The following is a 15,858-nucleotide window of genomic DNA, read 5'->3' as shown; positions in this document are numbered from 1 at the left end:
TATTTCAGCCGAATTTTTGCTGGCTAAAGTTATAATTTTGCCAAATTTTAATAATAGGAGTAACAATGGCTATAAATGTTTATTATGATAAAGACTGCGATTTAAGCCTTATTCAAAGTAAAAAAGTAGCAATCATCGGCTTTGGTTCACAAGGTCATGCACATGCTGAAAATTTAAGAGATAACGGTGTAAGCGTTGTAATTGGCCTTTCAAAAGGTGGCAAAAGCTGGGCAAAAGCTGAAGCAAAAGGCTTTGAGGTAAAAACTGTCAGCGAAGCTACAAAGGGCGCTGATGTAATCATGATATTAACTCCAGACGAACTTCAAGCTGAAATTTATAAAAATGAGATCGAGCCAAATTTAAAAGATCACGCTGCTATAGCGTTTGGACATGGATTTAATGTGCATTTTGGTCAAATCAAAGCTCCAGCAAATATAGATGTCATTATGATCGCTCCAAAAGCTCCAGGACACACAGTTAGAAGTGAGTTCGTAAGAGGTGGCGGCATACCTGATCTTATCGCCGTTGAGCAAAATGCAAGTGGAAAGGCAAAAGAGATCGCACTAAGCTATGCTTGCGGTATAGGTGGCGGTAGAACCGGCATTATCGAGACAACATTTAAAGATGAAACTGAAACAGATTTGTTTGGTGAGCAAGCTGTACTTTGCGGCGGTCTTTGCGCACTAGTAAATGCTGGTTTTGATACACTTGTAGAGGCTGGTTATGAGCCCGAGATGGCGTATTTTGAATGCTTGCATGAGCTAAAATTAATCGTTGATCTAATGTATCAAGGTGGCATGGCTGATATGCGCTACTCTATCTCAAACACAGCTGAATACGGCGATTACGTAAGCGGCGTAAGAGTAGTTGGCGAAGAGAGCAGAAAAGCTATGAAAGAAGTTTTAAAAGAGATTCAAAATGGTAAATTTGCAAAAGACTTCATCCTAGAGAGAAAAGCAGGATATGTTAGAATGAACGCTGAACGCGGTATAGCTGAGAGAAGTTTGCTAAATCAAACTGGCAAAAAACTTCGTGCGATGATGCCTTGGATAACTAACGGCAAACTTATAGATCAAAATAAAAACTAAGCCTTGAGCGAAAAAAAGACTACAAAGAAGCGACCTACAAAAAAGAGTGCAGGTCGCTCTCATAATAAAACCTATCTTGGTATCGGCATTATCGCAGCTATTTTGATAATAGCACTTAGCGTAGCCCTTAGTATAAAAAATAATGGTACAGAGCAGTTAAGCAAAACAAATGAGCCAAAGATAGAGAAGCAAATTCCAAAAAAAGCTGAGCCAAAGGTTGCTAGTAAAGAGAAAAAACAAGAGTACGAAAAGAGAAAATACCCTCTAAAATTTGATGAAGATGAAAATTTAAGTAAAATTTTTACCGATCCTAAGCATAAAAGTGAGCTTGCTTTAAATTCAAAAGTTGAGCCAAAAGAGCAAAAAAAGATAGCTGAAGTAAAGAGTGAAGCCAAAAAAGAAGAGATAAAAAAAGAGCAAAACGATACTAAAAATTTACTCGCAAGTTATAAAAATACAGAGCCTAGTGTAATAGAAAATGAACAAAAGATAGAGCCATTTTATAGCTCAAAAGTCGAACAGAAAACCGAGTTAAAACCTCAAAATTTTGAAGCAAAAGTCGATCAAAATAAAAGTACTGAAATAGAAAAAAAAGAGAAAATTAAAAGCGAGAACATAAAAGTCGAGCCAGCTAAAAAAACTGAAAATTTAACTACCAAAAAGATAGAAAAAACAAAATACGAAGAAAAAAATATACAAAAAGATAGCTTTGAAGCGGTACCTTTTACGCCAAGCGCTAGCATAAAAGGGCGCGCAAAGCTCGTCATCATAATAGACGATGTGGCGACATTTGAACATGCGAGTATGATAAAGTCGCTTGGCCTAAAAATCACGCCGTCTATTTTTCCAGCGACAAAGACTCATCCAGATACGCCAAATATCGCAAGAACATTTGAGTTTTATATGATACATCTTCCGATGCAAGCAAAGCACTTTGATAGCCCAGAGATAGGCACTCTTACGATCAACGAGAGTTTTGAGAGTATGCACGAAAAGATAAAAAAGATACGCAAAGACTTCCCGCGTGCAAAATATACAAACAACCACACAGGATCACGCTTTACAAGCGATTTTGACGCTATGGATAAGGCTTATAGGGCGCTGATAGAGCAGGGCTTTGTCTTTGTTGATAGCAAAACTATCGCCCAAACCGCAGTAGCAAGAGCTGCAAAAAAACATAATCAGCCATACATTTCAAGGGATATATTTTTAGACGACGATCCATCGGCTAGTGCTGTTAGGCGTGAGCTTGTGGCTGCTGTAAATTTGGCTAAAAAAAGAGGCTATGCGATCGCCATCGGGCATCCAAAGAAAAATACGATTGCAGTGATAAAAGAGAGCAAAAATAATCTTTTAAAAGATGTTGATGTTGTTTATTTAAAAGATATTTTATGAGACTTGACTTTATCCCAGAGCCGTTAAAAAGACTTAAAAATCCACCAAAGCAGCTAAATTTTATCGGAGATACTTCGCTTTTATCCTTACCAAAGATCGCAGTTGTTGGCTCAAGAAAAGCAAGTGTTTATACAAAAGAGTGCGTTACGGCACTTTGCGCAGCACTAAAAAGTGCAAACGTTTGCGTGGTAAGTGGTGGAGCAATCGGCGTTGATATCACAGCTCATAAAGCCGCTATGCCACGAACGATTGGCATTTTTGCGAGCGGACTTGACACCATCTATCCAAGCCAAAATAAAGTGGCAATAAATGAAATTTACACCAAAGCCTTGGCTCTTAGTGAGTATGATGAAGGTGAGCCACCACTTGCTTATAGATTTTTGGAGCGAAACCGCATAGTTGTGGGGCTTTGTGGAGCTCTAGTCGTCGCGCAAGCTGATTTTAAAAGTGGCTCAATGCAAAGTGCGAGGCTTGCAAATGAGCTTAAAATTCCAGTTTATGTACTGCCACAACGTATGGGCGAAAGCGATGGGACAAATTTTTTGCTTGCAAATAAAAAAGCCGAGCTTATCGATGACTATCATAAATTTGCTTCACTTTTTGGCGAGATTAAAGAGCAAGAAAAGACTAGTGACGAGATTTTAGAATTTTGTAAAAATGGCGTAAGTCTTGATGAAGTTTTGGCAAAATTTGGTGATATCATCTATGAGTACGAGCTTGAAGGGTTAGTTGAAATTTCAAATCTAAGAGTAAAGAGCGTGCTATGAGAGAGAAATTTATGGCTATTGATGTTGGGTTAAAGCGAATAGGGCTTGCTTTTGGTTTTGGCGAGATCGTGACCCCGCTTGAGCCAGTGCTTAGAAAAAACAGAAACCAAGCCGCAAGAGATGTGAGCCAAAAGGTAAATGAATATGCCCCAGATACGCTAGTGGTAGGTGTGCCAATCGGCGGTAGTAGCGAAGATGAGATGAGAAGACGCATTGAGCATTTTGTCTCACTTCTTGATGTAAAGGCAAATATTGTCTATCAAGATGAGGCCTTTAGTAGTAGCGAAGCTAGTGAAATTTACACAAATACTAGACGAGATGGTAGGCTAGATAGCATTTCAGCCACTATTATTTTAAAAAGATATCTTAGGATAAATTAAAATTAAAAAGTAAAAATCGGTCTATTTCTCAAGAGAATTTTTAAAAGCTAGCTGAAAGCTATCTGTGCTGAAAGGCTGCTTTAATACCGTGACATGATTTGGTAGATCGTTAGCCGACTCATCGTTTTTGCAAATGGCTACGATACGAAAATTCTTAATATTTTTAAACTCAAGTATATCTTCTAGCATCGCTTCATTTTTTAAAATTTTACTATCGATAAAAATAACAAATGGGGTAAAAATAGAATCTTTTATGTGTCTCATTAGATTGCTAAGGTCGTTTTTGCCGATAACCTTTAGACCTAAAAAATTTATCTGAGCACTAATGGTGTCAAACAAAGCATCGTCATCGCAAGCAACTAAGATATTTGTATTTGTTTGATTTTTGATATTTATTTGTCTTTGGATGGCTCTATCGCCTGTTAGTGCCGCGCTAAAAGATATTAAAAATTCTCCATCATTATGAGAGATCATAGATTCATTTGCTTTTTTTAGATAGTTATTTATCTTGCTGAGATAGTAGTGACTTGGCCTCATTACGCTATGGCTAGATTTTATCTTAATTTCAAAATGTACAGATTTGGGACTATAATTTTTAAGTTGAAAGAGAATGTAAATGTCTGCATATTCGGTAGAGTAAAGGAAAAATTTGCAAATATTTTCAAGTGTTTTTATGAGATTTGTAGCATCAAATTTTAAAAACCTTGGATAACTTGGATCGTAGCTAAAAATGATGGAATTTTTAGTGTCTTGTGCGTCTTGGTATATGGCACTAAGAAAAATTTCCATTCTGTTTATGATATCGATAGGTTTATCTTTCATATTATCAACATCCCGTCGCCGTATGAGTAAAATCTATACTTTTCATCAACTGCCGTTTTATAAATTCTCATCGTCTCTTCAAGTCCTATGAAGCTGGTAACTAGCATTATTAGAGTTGATTTTGGTAGATGAAAATTCGTAAGAAGGTAGTTTTGCCTAATTGGTTTATTATTTAGGTTTAAAAATAGCTTGCAAAAGCCGCTTGCTTGCTTGCTTCTTGCAAATTCTTCAACGCATCTAGTAACCGTCGTGCCAACGCCAAGGATTGGTTTATTAGAATTTATAATCTCTTGAGCTTGCTCGCTTAGCTCGTAAAATTCTGAGTGCATTTTGTGGTCATTTATATTTTGGCACTCCACACCTTTAAATGTCCCAGCGCCAACGTGAAGCGTAATGTAGGCGACTTCATGCTTTGCTTTTATCTGCTCTAGCATTTGTTCACTTATGTGAAGGCTAGCTGTTGGAGCTGCCACTGCACCACTATTTTTGGCAAATATGCTTTGATACCAGCTCTCATCATTCTTTGTGTCAGCCCTTTTAATGTATGGTGGAAGTGGGACGTGACCAATCTTTTCAAGCTCACTAAAAAGGTGAACATTATCAAGCAAAACGCCATTTTGCGTAAAATTTACCACTCTTGTGCCATCATCATTTAGCTCAAGCACATTTACTTTTAGGTTATCAGGAAAATTTAAAATGCTACCAGCGCTTACTTTGCCTCTTATATAGACGCTAAATTTATTTTCGCCTATGGGCTGATTTAGCATCACTTCGCAAGCCCCGCCGCTTTCTTTTTGTCCTAAAATGCGAGCTTTGATAACTTTTGTGTTATTAAAAATGACCGCTACGTCCTCTGGGATGAGGCTGGAGAGATCTTTAAATTTGTAGTGTTTTATCTCTTTTGTATTTTTATAATAGACGAGCAATCTTGCCTCTTCTTTTGGCAAAACTGGCTCTTTTGCGATGAGATCTTCTGGCAAAAAATAGTCATAACTTGAGACGTCGTTTATATTACTCATCGCTTGCTACGTCGCTGTCTTGTTCTTCTTTTTCGTCTTCATCGTCGCTCTTGTTAGCTTTTTTAGCGACGATTATTGAAATTCCATAAAGTCCGATGAGTGGTAGTGCCATTAAGACTTGACTTATCACATCAGGTGGTGTAACGATGGCTGCAAAGATAAAGATGATAACAACAGCGTATCTGAAGTAATCTTTTAGCATTTTGTCATCGACAAGCCCGATCTTTGCTAAGAAAAATGTAATGACTGGTAGCTCAAATGAAATTCCAAAGCCAATTAGTAGTTTTGCAAAAAAGCCAACATACTCGCCAATGCTTGGTAGTGCCGTAAAGAGCTGGCCACCAAAATTTACCAAAAATGCAAAGCCAAGTGGAATCACCACGTAATAACAAAATGCCGCCCCGCACGCAAACATAAATGAAGCTGAGATGACAAATGGGATCACATATTTTTTTTCATTGTCATAAAGCCCAGGAGCGACAAATAGCCAAAATTGCCAAAAAATGATAGGTAGCGCGATCACGACTCCAGCAAAAAATGCAACTTTCATTGCTGTAAAAAATGGCTCTTGAATTTGAGTAAATATGATATTTGAGCCAGCTGGTAAGACCTGTTTTAGCGGTTCGCTCATCCATGCAAGCAGTGGGTTCCAAAACGTAAAGCAGATGCCAAAACAGACAAAAACGCTTACTATGCTTATAAAAAGTCTCTTTCTAAGTTCGATTAAATGGGGTCTTAGCTCTTCAAACATTACGCCTCTTTTTTATCGTTTAAGATCGCATCTTTAACTAAATTTGTTGGATTTTGTATATTTTCTACCGTTTTTTTCGTGTCGCTTACGACGTTTTGTATGCTTTCAGTGACGTCGCTTGCGCTTTTCTTGATCTCGTCAAGCTCTTCAAAAGTAAGCTTTTTGCGCACATTCTGCGTACTTTTAGTTATGCTTTCTTTATATTTTTGAGCATCTTCTTTTAGCTCTGCTATCTTCATTTCTTGATCAAATGTTGATTTTGCGTCGTTTATGCCTTTTTTAAACATTTTTAGAAATTTTGCAATCTGAACCATCGCACTTGGCAGCTTGTCAGGACCTAAAACTAACACTGCAATAATGGCGATAACTAAGATTTCAGAAAAACTCATTCCAAACATTTTTGCCTCTATTAAATTTTATTTAAGCTTTGTATTTTATCTTGACTTTGCTCAAAATTTTATAAATTTAGCCTTCGATAAAGAGTGCGATTTCGTCGCTTAGTAAGAAATTTGGATTGTAAAATTTACCATTTTTAAAGAGCAGTTTTTCATTTTCTACAAGAAAATTTGCCCTTTTTTTCTGTGCCTCACTTAATCGTTCAGCCTCCACGCCAACTATGCTTCTAAGCCCTAAAAATATATGCTCTCTTACTAGCTCACTCTCGTTTAAAATTTCTTTTTCTCTGTAAGTTGGTTGTGAGATGTAGGCATCTATGCTATTTTTGGCGTAGTATCTGACGCCGTCCACGAAGCCCACGCTATAAGCGCCCACACCAAGATAATTTTTGCCTTGCCAGTAGCCAAGATTGTGCTTGCAAATTTGACCGAAATTTGAAATTTCATACTGCCCAAAGCCAGCTCGCTTGATCTGCTCTATCATAAATTTAGCCAAAGTGTCGCTATCTTTTTTATAACTTTTTTTACCAGCAAAAGGGGTGCTTTCTTCAAGTGCGAGCGAGTAAGCGCTTAGGTGCGTGATAGCAAGACTTTTTAAATTTTTAGTTTCAGCTAAAAGACGCTTTTTAGTGTCAAATTTGGTGTCATAGATGAGGTCTAAATTTATATTGCTAAAGCCAGCTGCATGGGCGTTTTCAACTGCTTTAAAAATTTGCTCCCTGCTGTGAATGCGCCCAAGAAATTTTAGCTTATCTTCAAAAAAACTTTGAGCGCCAAAGCTTATGCGATTTGCGCCTAAATTTTTAACATGTTTTAGCCAAGTAAGGGTTGCTGAGTTTGGGTTTGCTTCAAGTGTGATCTCGGCTTCTGGTGTGCAAAGAGGCGCTAAAATGCTAAAAATTTCATCATAAAATTTAGCATTTACCGCGCTTGGTGTGCCGCCACCAAAAAAGATAGTAGAAATTTCTTTTACATTTTGGCTTTTTAGCTGAAAATTTAGATCAAGGCAAAGTGCCTTAAAATAGGCGCTAACCTTGTTAAATTCGTCGTCACTTGAGCCAAAAGCACAATAAGGACACTTGCTTTCACAAAATGGCACGTGGATATAAACTTGCAAATTTCTCTCTTTTTAAAATTTTGGCGATTATAAGAAATTTGGCATTTATAGCAGTTTAAAAGTAGTTTTTAGTCTTTAAGAGTTTGCTTGGTAAAAAGCCAAAATTTATCTTAAAAATTTTTGCAAAATGTGCAGTATTTGCGTAGCCTACGATATTCGCGGCTTCTTTTATGCTGATATCATTTTGCTCTAAAAGAGAAAAAGCTAGCTTTAGACGCTCTTTTGCTAAGAGCTGATAGATCGTATCTTTGAAAAATAGCTTAAAATTTTTCTTTAGCCAAAAGTCATTTGTGCCACAAAGATGGGCTAGCTCTTTGATGCTTGGAGGATTTTGCATACGGCTTAATAAGATCGTTTTAGCCTTTAAAAGAGTCTTTTCTTCGTCACTGTTAAGTGAAAATTCGCTCTCTTTTCGTATTTTACTTTTATAAATAAGCTCTAAAATTTTTGACTCGGTAAAAATTTCCCTCATCGCGCCTTCATATAAATTTGTCGTATCAAGTTCATTTAAAACGCAAATTTGAGCTAAATCTTTTTTGTATTTTAAAAGCTCAAATTTATCATCAAATCTAAGTCCAGCAAATATCTCAAGCTTATTTGCGTAGCTTTCGTCAAAAAGTAGTGTTTTAGTCTTATAAAATTTATTTTGATACTCAAAGACACCTTTGAAATCGTCATTAACAAGCCCAATGCAAAATTCATCTTTGTTTAAAATATACTCTTTTCTATCAAGCTTAAAGCAAAGATCGTTTTTATCCTCATTAAACATTAAAAATAGGTATTTTTTAGACTTGTGGCGATCTCTTTTTATCTTGCCATTACATAAAATTTCACTTTTTAGATAGCTGATACCACTGCTTTGCTTGAAAAACTCCACGCTTACTTGTTTTTCCTTTTGAGATATCTTGCTCGTTCCATATTTTTTGTCTAAATTTATCATTTTATCCCTCAAGCGTTAAATTTAATCCCTTTAGCGTTACGTATGATATTGATAACGATTATTTAATTTTAGTAAAATGTGCATTAAATTTTTATAAGGAGTTTTTGTGAAAAGTGCATTAAAAATTTCTATTTGCGCGGCAATTTTTATAAATTTACCGCTTTTTGCAAATGAAGATAAGGTTCTGCCAGAAGTTAAAGTAGTTAGTGCGACAGGATTTGAGCAAAATATCAAAGACGCACCAGCAACGCTTAGTGTTATAACCAAAGAGGCATTAGAAAAGAAAAATCACAAAGATATCGAGAGCATGACCAAAGATATCCCAAGTCTTTTTGGGACGACTCCAGAAGCGGCAAATAGACGAGGAATTTCTATACGTGGATTCTCTCCAAGATTTACTAAAATTTTAGTAAATGGCATGCCAGTACCAGGCGATAACGCCTATAAAGGCCTTAGAAGCGTTGGAAGCTCATATAGTTTCATTCCGCCAGCAAGTGCGATAAGCCGTATCGAAGTGATACGTGGACCTATGAGCTCGCTTTATGGAAGTGACGCGTTAGGTGGAGTTATAAATATCATTACAGATGAGTTTAGTAATGAATTTGGTGTAAATCTTGGCTCAAGCTATAAATTTGCTAGAAATAAAAATATAAGCGGCGAGTTTTACAATAGCCTTTATTTGCACTCTGGACTAATTGACGATGTTTTAAGTGTTTCTGTTTATGGTAAAAATTTAAATAAATCAGAAGATAAAATTTCTTATGCAAATAGAGAGCAAAAGGATAGAAATTTTGGTGCGAAGCTATTTTTGAAGCCAAATGAAAATAATGATATTACGCTTGAGCTTGCAAGAAGCGATGTAAAATATAAAAGAACTAAAGGCAAAACACTATCAACTGGCACTAACTCAGTTGCTAGCGAGAGAATAAAAGGCGATGTGATAAATTTAAGCCACGAAGCAAGGCTTGATAATATCTTGCTTCAAAGCTATTTATCTTATGGCAAGATAAAAGAGATAGCACAACAAAATTTGACACTAAAGACTCTAAATTTTGATACAAAAGGCTCATATTTTACTGATAATAACGCCTTTACATTAGGACTAAATGCTAAAAGAGAAAAGCTAGATGAAAAGGCAACCACAGCGGACGCTGCGAATGTAAAGAGGTATGATTATTCGGTCTATGCTGAAGATGATTATCGCCTTATAAAAGACTTCATTTTAAGCACAGGTATTCGCTATAACTACGATGAAAACTATGGCTCGCACGTTTCACCAAGAATTTATGGTATCTATAACTTAAATGACTTTTTTGCCCTAAAAGGCGGAGTTAGCACAGGTTATGCGACACCTGATATCAAGCAACGCACGCAAGATCTTGCTTTGCCATTTGCTGGAGGACGTGGAGCGCAGCTTGGTAGAAGCAGCCTTAAGCCAGAGACAAGCGTAAGTTATGAATTTGGTGGCGTTTATAATAACAATGAAGGTTTTGAAACGTCTTTAACTGGCTTTTACACAAGTTTTAAAGATATGTTAAGTTACAGACCTATCTGCTCAAGAGGTAGTGTTTGCAGACATAAAGGCAAAATTTATCCAAATGGTATTTGGGAGAGTATAAATATCGGTAAGGCTGAAATTTACGGAGTCGAGCTAACAAATGAGTGGCAGGTGACAAATGCTCTTAGACTAAATCAAAGCTACGTCTATACAAAATCAAAACAAAAAGATGGATCAGAAGTTGGTAAAAGCTTAAACAACTATCCGCTTCATACATTTAAATTTGGAGCGAACTACGAGCTAAATAGATGGCTAAATTTCTGGTCACAGATAAATTACTATGGTAGAACTAAAAACTCATTTAGCTATGCTGATGATATGAGAGCTTACGTTATCGCAGATCTTGGCATAAACTATAATGTAACTAAAAATTTCAGCCTAAACTTAAGCGTTTATAATCTATTTAACGAGTTTTTTACGACAAGATCAGGCAGATATGATGTTTTAATAGTCGATGGGCAAAAGATCGAACTTGGCTTTAATTTGAAGTTTTAAAATGTTTAAAATTTGGCGGAAATTTCACTTAATTTTAGCTCTTATCTTTGCTTTGCCGCTTTTGATAATCTCAATTAGTGGAGCGATTATTTCGTATCACGATGAGATAATTGAGGCTTTTAGCAAAGATGAGATAGACATAGCAACTAATAAAAGTGCTTTAAAAATAGATGAAATTTTAAAGGTCTTTAGTAAGACTAGGCCAAATTTTAACCTTAGTTATATAAAGATAAAAGGCGAGGCAAATAGAGCTTATGTAGTAAGCGGCACAAGCGAGAATAGCGAGTTTAAGTCATTCTTTGTAGATCCCTATACGGGCGAGATAGTCTCTGAAAATAGTGTGGAAAAATTTATAGGGCTAGCTTTAAATTTACATAAAAATCTAGGACTAGCTCTATTTAAAAATGAAAATTTATCTAAATTTGCAAGTGAGCTAGTGGCGATTTCGACGCTTGCACTACTTGTGATTTTAATAACTGGAGTGCTGATACATTTTTGGAGATTTAGAAGCAAATTTATTAGCGCCTTTAAGCTAAATCTAAAGGCAAAGAAATTTGCATTTTTATATTCACTGCATGGATTTTTAGGGCTTTATTTGGGGGTCATTTTGCTTATTATCTGTGTTAGCGGCCTATACTTTTCTTATGAGAGCTTTGCTAAGGTTATAAATCAAATTTGTGGCGAAGAGAAGGTATTTAAAAAGCCAAATTTTACTAGCAAAAATGGCTTTAGCCTAAATGATGAGCAAAAGGTAGAAAATCTTAAAAAAGCTTATGAAATTTTTACTTTAAAATTTGGAAATGAGTTTGATGCTTTAAATTTTATCCTCAATAAAGACGGCGTAAAATTTATGATCTTTTACTTGCCAAAAGGCGCTAGTGAGAATGATGGCGTTAGGCTTGTAGTCGATACGGCAAGTGGAGAAATTTTAAAAAATACCATGCCAAAATCTTTTGAAATTTATAAATTTATGCTTGATCTGCACGCTGGATATACATTCGGAGAGGCTGGAAAATTTATCTTTTTTATGGCTTCTTGTGGAGTTGGCGTGCTACTTTTTAGCGGCTGTGTGATTTACTACAAACGTCGTAAAAAGTAGTCTTATTTATCTATCTCTTAACTCTTTTTAGTTATTATCCCAAATAAAATTTTTGGAAAAATCATGCAAAAAAAATACAGACCAAATGTGGCAGCTGTTATTTTGTCTAGCTTGTATCCATTTAAATGTGAAATTTTAGTCGCAAAAAGGGTGGATATGGATGATATTTGGCAGTTTCCTCAAGGCGGAATAGATGAAGGTGAGAGTCCAAAGCAGGCCTTAAAAAGGGAGCTTAAAGAAGAGATCGGAACTGATAAAATCGATATCTTAGATGAGTATCCGCAGTGGCTAAGCTACGACTTTCCAGCAAACGCGGCAAAGAAATTTTATCCATTTGACGGACAGACGCAAAAATATTTTTTGGTTAGACTTAAAAATGGTGCCAGCATAAATTTAAAGACAGAGCATCCAGAGTTTAGCGAGTATAAATTTGTAGATTTTGGTAGAAGTTTAGAGGGAATAAATCACTTTAAAAAGCCTATTTATGAAAAGGTTTTGAGTTATTTTAAAGAGAAAGGATATTTTTGATGTTGATCGTTCAAAAATTTGGCGGAACTAGCGTAGGAACACTTGAACGCATCGAAGCTGTGGCAAATAGGGTCATTGAGACAAAAAATAGCGGTGCAGACGTAGTTGTGGTAGTTTCTGCGATGAGCGGAGTTACAAATCAATTGGTTGAATATAGTGAGTATTTTTCAAAACATCCAGATGGTGTCGCCACTGATATGCTTTTAAGCTCTGGAGAGCAAGTAACGACCGCGCTTTTAACGATCGCACTTAATGCAAAAGGCTATGCGTGTGTGGGTATGACAGGTGCGATGGCAGGCATAATTACTGATGATATTCATACAAAAGCAAGGATCGAAAGGATAGAGACTGCTAGGCTAAAAGCCGAGCTAAAAGCCGGCAAAATCGTAGTTGTGGCTGGCTTTCAAGGTATAGATGAAAAAGGTAATATCACAACCCTTGGTAGAGGTGGTAGCGACCTTAGTGCAGTTGCATTAGCGGGAGCACTTGATGCTGATCTATGCGAAATTTTTACCGATGTTGATGGCGTTTATACGACTGATCCAAGGATAGAAAAAAAGGCAAAAAAACTTGAGAAGATAAGCTATGATGAGATGCTAGAGCTCGCTTCTGCTGGCGCAAAGGTACTACAAAATCGCTCAGTCGAGCTGGCAAAAAAACTAAATGTAAAACTCATTACAAGAAGTAGCTTTAATCACAACGAAGGTACATTAATAGCAAAGGAAGATGACAATATGGAAGCAGTTTTAGTAAGCGGAATAGCACTAGATAAAAATCAAGCAAGAGTAACACTAAGGGGCGTAGTTGATAAACCTGGCATCGCAGCAGAAATTTTTACAGCTTTAGCTCATGAAAACATAAACGTAGATATGATAATCCAAAACGTAGGACATGACGGCACTACAAATTTAGGCTTTACAGTGCCACAAAATGAGCTTGAACTAGCAAAAGAAACTATGCAAAAGCTCTCAGCTGCAAAACATATAGAATTTGATGATGCGATCGTGAAAGTTTCAGTTATTGGCGTCGGCATGAAGAGCCATAGTGGCGTAGCATGTTTAGCATTTGAAACGCTTGCAAAAGAGGGTATAAATATCCAAATGATCTCAACAAGTGAGATAAAAATTTCAATGATCGTTGATCAAAAATATGGCGAGCTAGCGGTTCGCGTACTTCATGATGCTTATAAGCTAGATAAATAATGCAAGATTTTATTCAGTGGACGTTAAAGGCTATTAGGGACGAAGGCCCTTTGATGAGCTGGATGGAGGAAAGGCGTGTCGAATGGACGCCTTTGCTCGCATCTAGGCTTAAATTTTTACTTGAAGGAAGGGCTTTTATAACTATAAGCGATGAAGAGCGAAGATGGTTTGAAATTTATCTTTTAAAAAAGATGAACCATTCAAAAAGCATAAGGCCATTTTTGCCATTTTTTAGCCTAAGATCGCTTTATCCATCGCTTGATGAGATAGAGACAAATGAACAAAAGCAGCTTCTAAAAGATATGCTAAGTCTCGCTTTTCCAAATGGTTACTTGTTTTTTTATATCGGAAAGAGCCTTGATAGATATGCGAATTTAGCCAAAAGTGATGAGGATAGTTATATGTGGCTATTTGACGAGCAGGCGCAAAACAGTTTTACTCTTAGCTCAAGCGATGAAAATTTAGACATTAAACTAATAAGTCTTTGCAAAATTTTTGATAAAAGCATCGATGCGGCGCTCTTTGCAAAGGTGATACTCTAAATGCTTAATAAAATCGTCGTTACAAGCGATTTTGAAAGTTTAAAAGCCAAGCTTGAAAGCGAGTTTGGCATTAATAATTTAAGATTTTTTATAAGTGATGATTTTTTGCTAGAAAATGCAAAGGAGGTCATCGCAGAAGCTTACATTGCTGAAAAAGATGAAAAAATTTTAGTAATACAAGCTAATTCTTTTAGGACAGAGGCTCAAAATGCACTTTTAAAGATCATCGAAGAGCCTCCAAGAAATATCAAATTTATAATAGTAACACAGAGTAAAAATTTACTTCTACCAACGATTAGATCAAGAATGCTCATAGAAAATAATCTCACAAAAAAACCAAAAATAACCCTTGATCTAAATTTAAAATCGCTTAGCTTAAAAGAGCTAACAAGCTTTATCGATCAAAAGATCGCAGACGAACAAGCACAGAAATTTGGCAAAAACGAGTTAAAAGAGCTTGTTGGTGTTATCGTGACAAAGGCGGTTGATAGTGGGTATAAATTTAGTGGCGATGAGATGGATTATTTTTTCTCTCTTATCAAGCTTGCGGATCTAAATGCCAAGTCTCACGCCGTGCTAACGCCACTACTGCTTACTATATTTCAAAAAGGACGACGTTGAAATTTTACAAGATAAATAACAAAAGTGACTTTGATGAAATTTGCAAAGCCATCTCGCCAAGCCCTGCTGGTGCGAAGCTCATGCATGAAAAGAGCGAGATAAATTTTATATTTATAGATGAGATAAAAACCCCAGCAGCAAATATCCTAAAGCAAGATGCACTTAGTGTTGGAGCCGAGCTTGTGACGCATAAAGATACGATTTTGGGTCGTGATAGTCTAAATAAAGCCTTGCTAATGGCGACAGATGCACAACTTGGGCAGCTAGCTAAAAAAGAGAAGTTGCAAGACTTTGGGCTTAAAAATTTAGCAGCCTTTTTAGAGACAAAATTTATAAAGCCCACAAAGCCTCTTATAATGGGCGTTGCAAATATAAACACAGATAGCTTCAACGAACAAAGCCGCATAAATACGCAAAATGGCATAGCGAAAATCGAAGCCATGATCGAAGCAGGTGCTGACTACATCGACCTTGGCGGCGTTAGTTCAAGGCCAGGGAGCGAGTATTGCGGACGCGAGGAGGAGTTTAGGCGCATAAAAGATATTGTGGATGAAATTTACAAGCTAAATTTACATGAAAAGGCGAAATTTAGCCTTGATAGCTTTGATGAGTATTGCTTAGAATTTGCGCTAAATCACGGCTTTAAGATGATAAATGACATCACGGCAAACGCAAATTTAGCCCCGCTTGCTGCAAGATACGATGCCCAGTTTTGCATGATGCACATGCAAGGCGATCCAGCTACCATGCAGATTGCGCCAAAGTATAACGACCTAATTGGCGAAATTTCAGACTTTTTTGAGCAAAAGATTGTCTCAGCAATGGAGCTTGGCGCTAAAAAGATAGTGCTTGATGTGGGTATCGGTTTTGGTAAGACGGCTGAGCAAAATTTATTGCTTATTAAGCATTTGGAGCATTTTTTGAAATTTGGCTGCCCGCTGCTAGTTGGTGCTAGCCGCAAATCAGTCATAAACCACTACTATAAAAGCGAAGTCAAAGACCGCTTGCCAGGCTCGCTTTATCTGCACTTAAAAGCCTTTGAAAACGGCGCGCAGATCATAAGGACGCACGATGTGGCCGAGCACAAGCAGCTTTTTAATATGCACGAGGCGATGAGCCAAGCCACGCTTTGGTAGAGT

The 15,858-nt window shown here is 36.8% G+C and carries 17 protein-coding genes; 11 read left to right on the top strand and 6 right to left on the bottom strand.

Features of this window, described 5'->3' with window-relative positions; genetic code table 11:
• Nucleotides 1-65: 65 nt before the first annotated feature.
• From ilvC to ruvX, 4 genes are read left to right on the top strand one after another with little or no spacing between them, the layout of a single operon-like run.
• Nucleotides 66-1,088: a ketol-acid reductoisomerase gene (gene ilvC / locus A3223_RS04915; protein ID WP_084109385.1), complete on the top strand. Its 1,023-nt coding sequence runs from the start codon at nt 66-68 to the stop codon at nt 1,086-1,088.
• A gap of 3 nt (nt 1,089-1,091) precedes the next feature.
• Entirely contained in the window at nt 1,092-2,483 is a 1,392-nt protein-coding gene (locus tag A3223_RS04910) for a divergent polysaccharide deacetylase family protein (protein WP_084109384.1), read from the top strand.
• Nucleotides 2,480-3,250 carry a DNA-processing protein DprA gene (locus tag A3223_RS04905; protein WP_084109383.1) on the top strand — a complete coding sequence of 257 codons (771 nt, stop codon included), beginning with the start codon at nt 2,480-2,482 and terminating at the stop codon, nt 3,248-3,250. Before A3223_RS04910 ends, A3223_RS04905 begins: the two co-directional genes overlap by 4 nt.
• Nucleotides 3,247-3,630: a Holliday junction resolvase RuvX gene (ruvX, locus tag A3223_RS04900; RefSeq protein WP_084109382.1), complete on the top strand. Its 384-nt coding sequence runs from the start codon at nt 3,247-3,249 to the stop codon at nt 3,628-3,630. The genes A3223_RS04905 and ruvX overlap by 4 nt, the downstream gene beginning before the upstream one ends.
• Nucleotides 3,631-3,651: 21 nt before the next feature.
• Here ruvX and A3223_RS04895 read toward each other — a convergent pair whose 3' ends face one another.
• The 6 genes from A3223_RS04895 to A3223_RS04865 form a co-directional block, all read right to left on the bottom strand.
• A complete protein-coding gene (locus A3223_RS04895; protein ID WP_084109381.1) occupies nt 3,652-4,452 on the bottom strand; it encodes a hypothetical protein in 801 nt (266 codons plus the stop codon).
• Nucleotides 4,449-5,471: a tRNA preQ1(34) S-adenosylmethionine ribosyltransferase-isomerase QueA gene (queA, locus tag A3223_RS04890; RefSeq protein ID WP_084109380.1), complete on the bottom strand. Its 1,023-nt coding sequence runs from the start codon at nt 5,469-5,471 to the stop codon at nt 4,449-4,451. The genes A3223_RS04895 and queA overlap by 4 nt, the downstream gene beginning before the upstream one ends.
• The gene (tatC, locus tag A3223_RS04885; RefSeq protein WP_084109379.1) at nt 5,464-6,222 is read right to left on the bottom strand and encodes a twin-arginine translocase subunit TatC; all 759 of its coding nucleotides are present in this window, start codon (nt 6,220-6,222) and stop codon (nt 5,464-5,466) included. The genes queA and tatC overlap by 8 nt, the downstream gene beginning before the upstream one ends.
• Nucleotides 6,222-6,620 carry a Sec-independent protein translocase protein TatB gene (gene tatB / locus A3223_RS04880; protein WP_084042117.1) on the bottom strand — a complete coding sequence of 133 codons (399 nt, stop codon included), beginning with the start codon at nt 6,618-6,620 and terminating at the stop codon, nt 6,222-6,224. The genes tatC and tatB overlap by 1 nt, the downstream gene beginning before the upstream one ends.
• A gap of 67 nt (nt 6,621-6,687) precedes the next feature.
• The gene (gene hemW, locus A3223_RS04870; RefSeq protein WP_084109378.1) at nt 6,688-7,734 is read right to left on the bottom strand and encodes a radical SAM family heme chaperone HemW; all 1,047 of its coding nucleotides are present in this window, start codon (nt 7,732-7,734) and stop codon (nt 6,688-6,690) included.
• A 55-nt stretch (nt 7,735-7,789) separates the two neighbouring features.
• The gene (locus tag A3223_RS04865) at nt 7,790-8,674 is read right to left on the bottom strand and encodes a helix-turn-helix domain-containing protein (protein ID WP_084109377.1); all 885 of its coding nucleotides are present in this window, start codon (nt 8,672-8,674) and stop codon (nt 7,790-7,792) included.
• 106 nt (nt 8,675-8,780) lie between these two features.
• Here A3223_RS04865 and A3223_RS04860 point away from each other — a divergent pair, with 106 nt between their 5' ends.
• The 7 genes from A3223_RS04860 (at nt 8,781) to folP (ending at nt 15,855) form a co-directional block, all read left to right on the top strand.
• Nucleotides 8,781-10,727, top strand: coding sequence for a TonB-dependent receptor domain-containing protein (locus A3223_RS04860; protein ID WP_084109376.1), 1,947 nt, complete (start codon nt 8,781-8,783; stop codon nt 10,725-10,727).
• Nucleotide 10,728: 1 nt separating this feature from the next.
• Complete coding sequence (locus tag A3223_RS04855) at nt 10,729-11,826, top strand: PepSY-associated TM helix domain-containing protein (protein ID WP_084109375.1); 1,098 nt, start codon at nt 10,729-10,731, stop codon at nt 11,824-11,826.
• A gap of 63 nt (nt 11,827-11,889) precedes the next feature.
• Nucleotides 11,890-12,354, top strand: a complete 465-nt coding sequence (locus A3223_RS04850) for an RNA pyrophosphohydrolase (protein WP_021091471.1) — start codon at nt 11,890-11,892, stop codon at nt 12,352-12,354.
• The gene (locus A3223_RS04845) at nt 12,354-13,556 is read left to right on the top strand and encodes an aspartate kinase (RefSeq protein WP_021091541.1); all 1,203 of its coding nucleotides are present in this window, start codon (nt 12,354-12,356) and stop codon (nt 13,554-13,556) included. Before A3223_RS04850 ends, A3223_RS04845 begins: the two co-directional genes overlap by 1 nt.
• Complete coding sequence (locus A3223_RS04840; protein ID WP_021091525.1) at nt 13,556-14,098, top strand: HobA family DNA replication regulator; 543 nt, start codon at nt 13,556-13,558, stop codon at nt 14,096-14,098. The genes A3223_RS04845 and A3223_RS04840 overlap by 1 nt, the downstream gene beginning before the upstream one ends.
• A complete protein-coding gene (locus tag A3223_RS04835) occupies nt 14,099-14,719 on the top strand; it encodes a DNA polymerase III subunit delta' (protein WP_084109374.1) in 621 nt (206 codons plus the stop codon). It abuts the gene before it with no gap.
• Entirely contained in the window at nt 14,716-15,855 is a 1,140-nt protein-coding gene (folP, locus tag A3223_RS04830; protein ID WP_084109373.1) for a dihydropteroate synthase, read from the top strand. Before A3223_RS04835 ends, folP begins: the two co-directional genes overlap by 4 nt.
• Nucleotides 15,856-15,858 lie beyond the last annotated feature (3 nt).

Source organism: Campylobacter concisus (assembly GCF_002092855.1).
Classification (GTDB): domain Bacteria; phylum Campylobacterota; class Campylobacteria; order Campylobacterales; family Campylobacteraceae; genus Campylobacter_A; species Campylobacter_A concisus_AI.
Note: the sequence above shows the minus strand (reverse complement) of the source record. Positions and strands in the feature narration are given on the sequence as shown.

What these genes read in the sequence shown, in the direction of transcription:
- A3223_RS04840 (WP_021091525.1), top strand. Translation starts at nt 13,556, where the DNA reads ATGCAAGATTTTATTCAGTGGACGTTAAAGGCTATTAGGGACGAAGGC.
- A3223_RS04845 (WP_021091541.1), top strand. Translation starts at nt 12,354, where the DNA reads ATGTTGATCGTTCAAAAATTTGGCGGAACTAGCGTAGGAACACTTGAA.
- tatC (WP_084109379.1), bottom strand. Translation starts at nt 6,222, where the DNA reads ATGTTTGAAGAGCTAAGACCCCATTTAATCGAACTTAGAAAGAGACTT.
- ilvC (WP_084109385.1), top strand. Translation starts at nt 66, where the DNA reads ATGGCTATAAATGTTTATTATGATAAAGACTGCGATTTAAGCCTTATT.
- A3223_RS04895 (WP_084109381.1), bottom strand. Translation starts at nt 4,452, where the DNA reads ATGAAAGATAAACCTATCGATATCATAAACAGAATGGAAATTTTTCTT.
- A3223_RS04835 (WP_084109374.1), top strand. Translation starts at nt 14,099, where the DNA reads ATGCTTAATAAAATCGTCGTTACAAGCGATTTTGAAAGTTTAAAAGCC.
- A3223_RS04865 (WP_084109377.1), bottom strand. Translation starts at nt 8,674, where the DNA reads ATGATAAATTTAGACAAAAAATATGGAACGAGCAAGATATCTCAAAAG.
- tatB (WP_084042117.1), bottom strand. Translation starts at nt 6,620, where the DNA reads ATGTTTGGAATGAGTTTTTCTGAAATCTTAGTTATCGCCATTATTGCA.
- A3223_RS04855 (WP_084109375.1), top strand. Translation starts at nt 10,729, where the DNA reads ATGTTTAAAATTTGGCGGAAATTTCACTTAATTTTAGCTCTTATCTTT.
- queA (WP_084109380.1), bottom strand. Translation starts at nt 5,471, where the DNA reads ATGAGTAATATAAACGACGTCTCAAGTTATGACTATTTTTTGCCAGAA.
- A3223_RS04905 (WP_084109383.1), top strand. Translation starts at nt 2,480, where the DNA reads ATGAGACTTGACTTTATCCCAGAGCCGTTAAAAAGACTTAAAAATCCA.
- A3223_RS04850 (WP_021091471.1), top strand. Translation starts at nt 11,890, where the DNA reads ATGCAAAAAAAATACAGACCAAATGTGGCAGCTGTTATTTTGTCTAGC.
- ruvX (WP_084109382.1), top strand. Translation starts at nt 3,247, where the DNA reads ATGAGAGAGAAATTTATGGCTATTGATGTTGGGTTAAAGCGAATAGGG.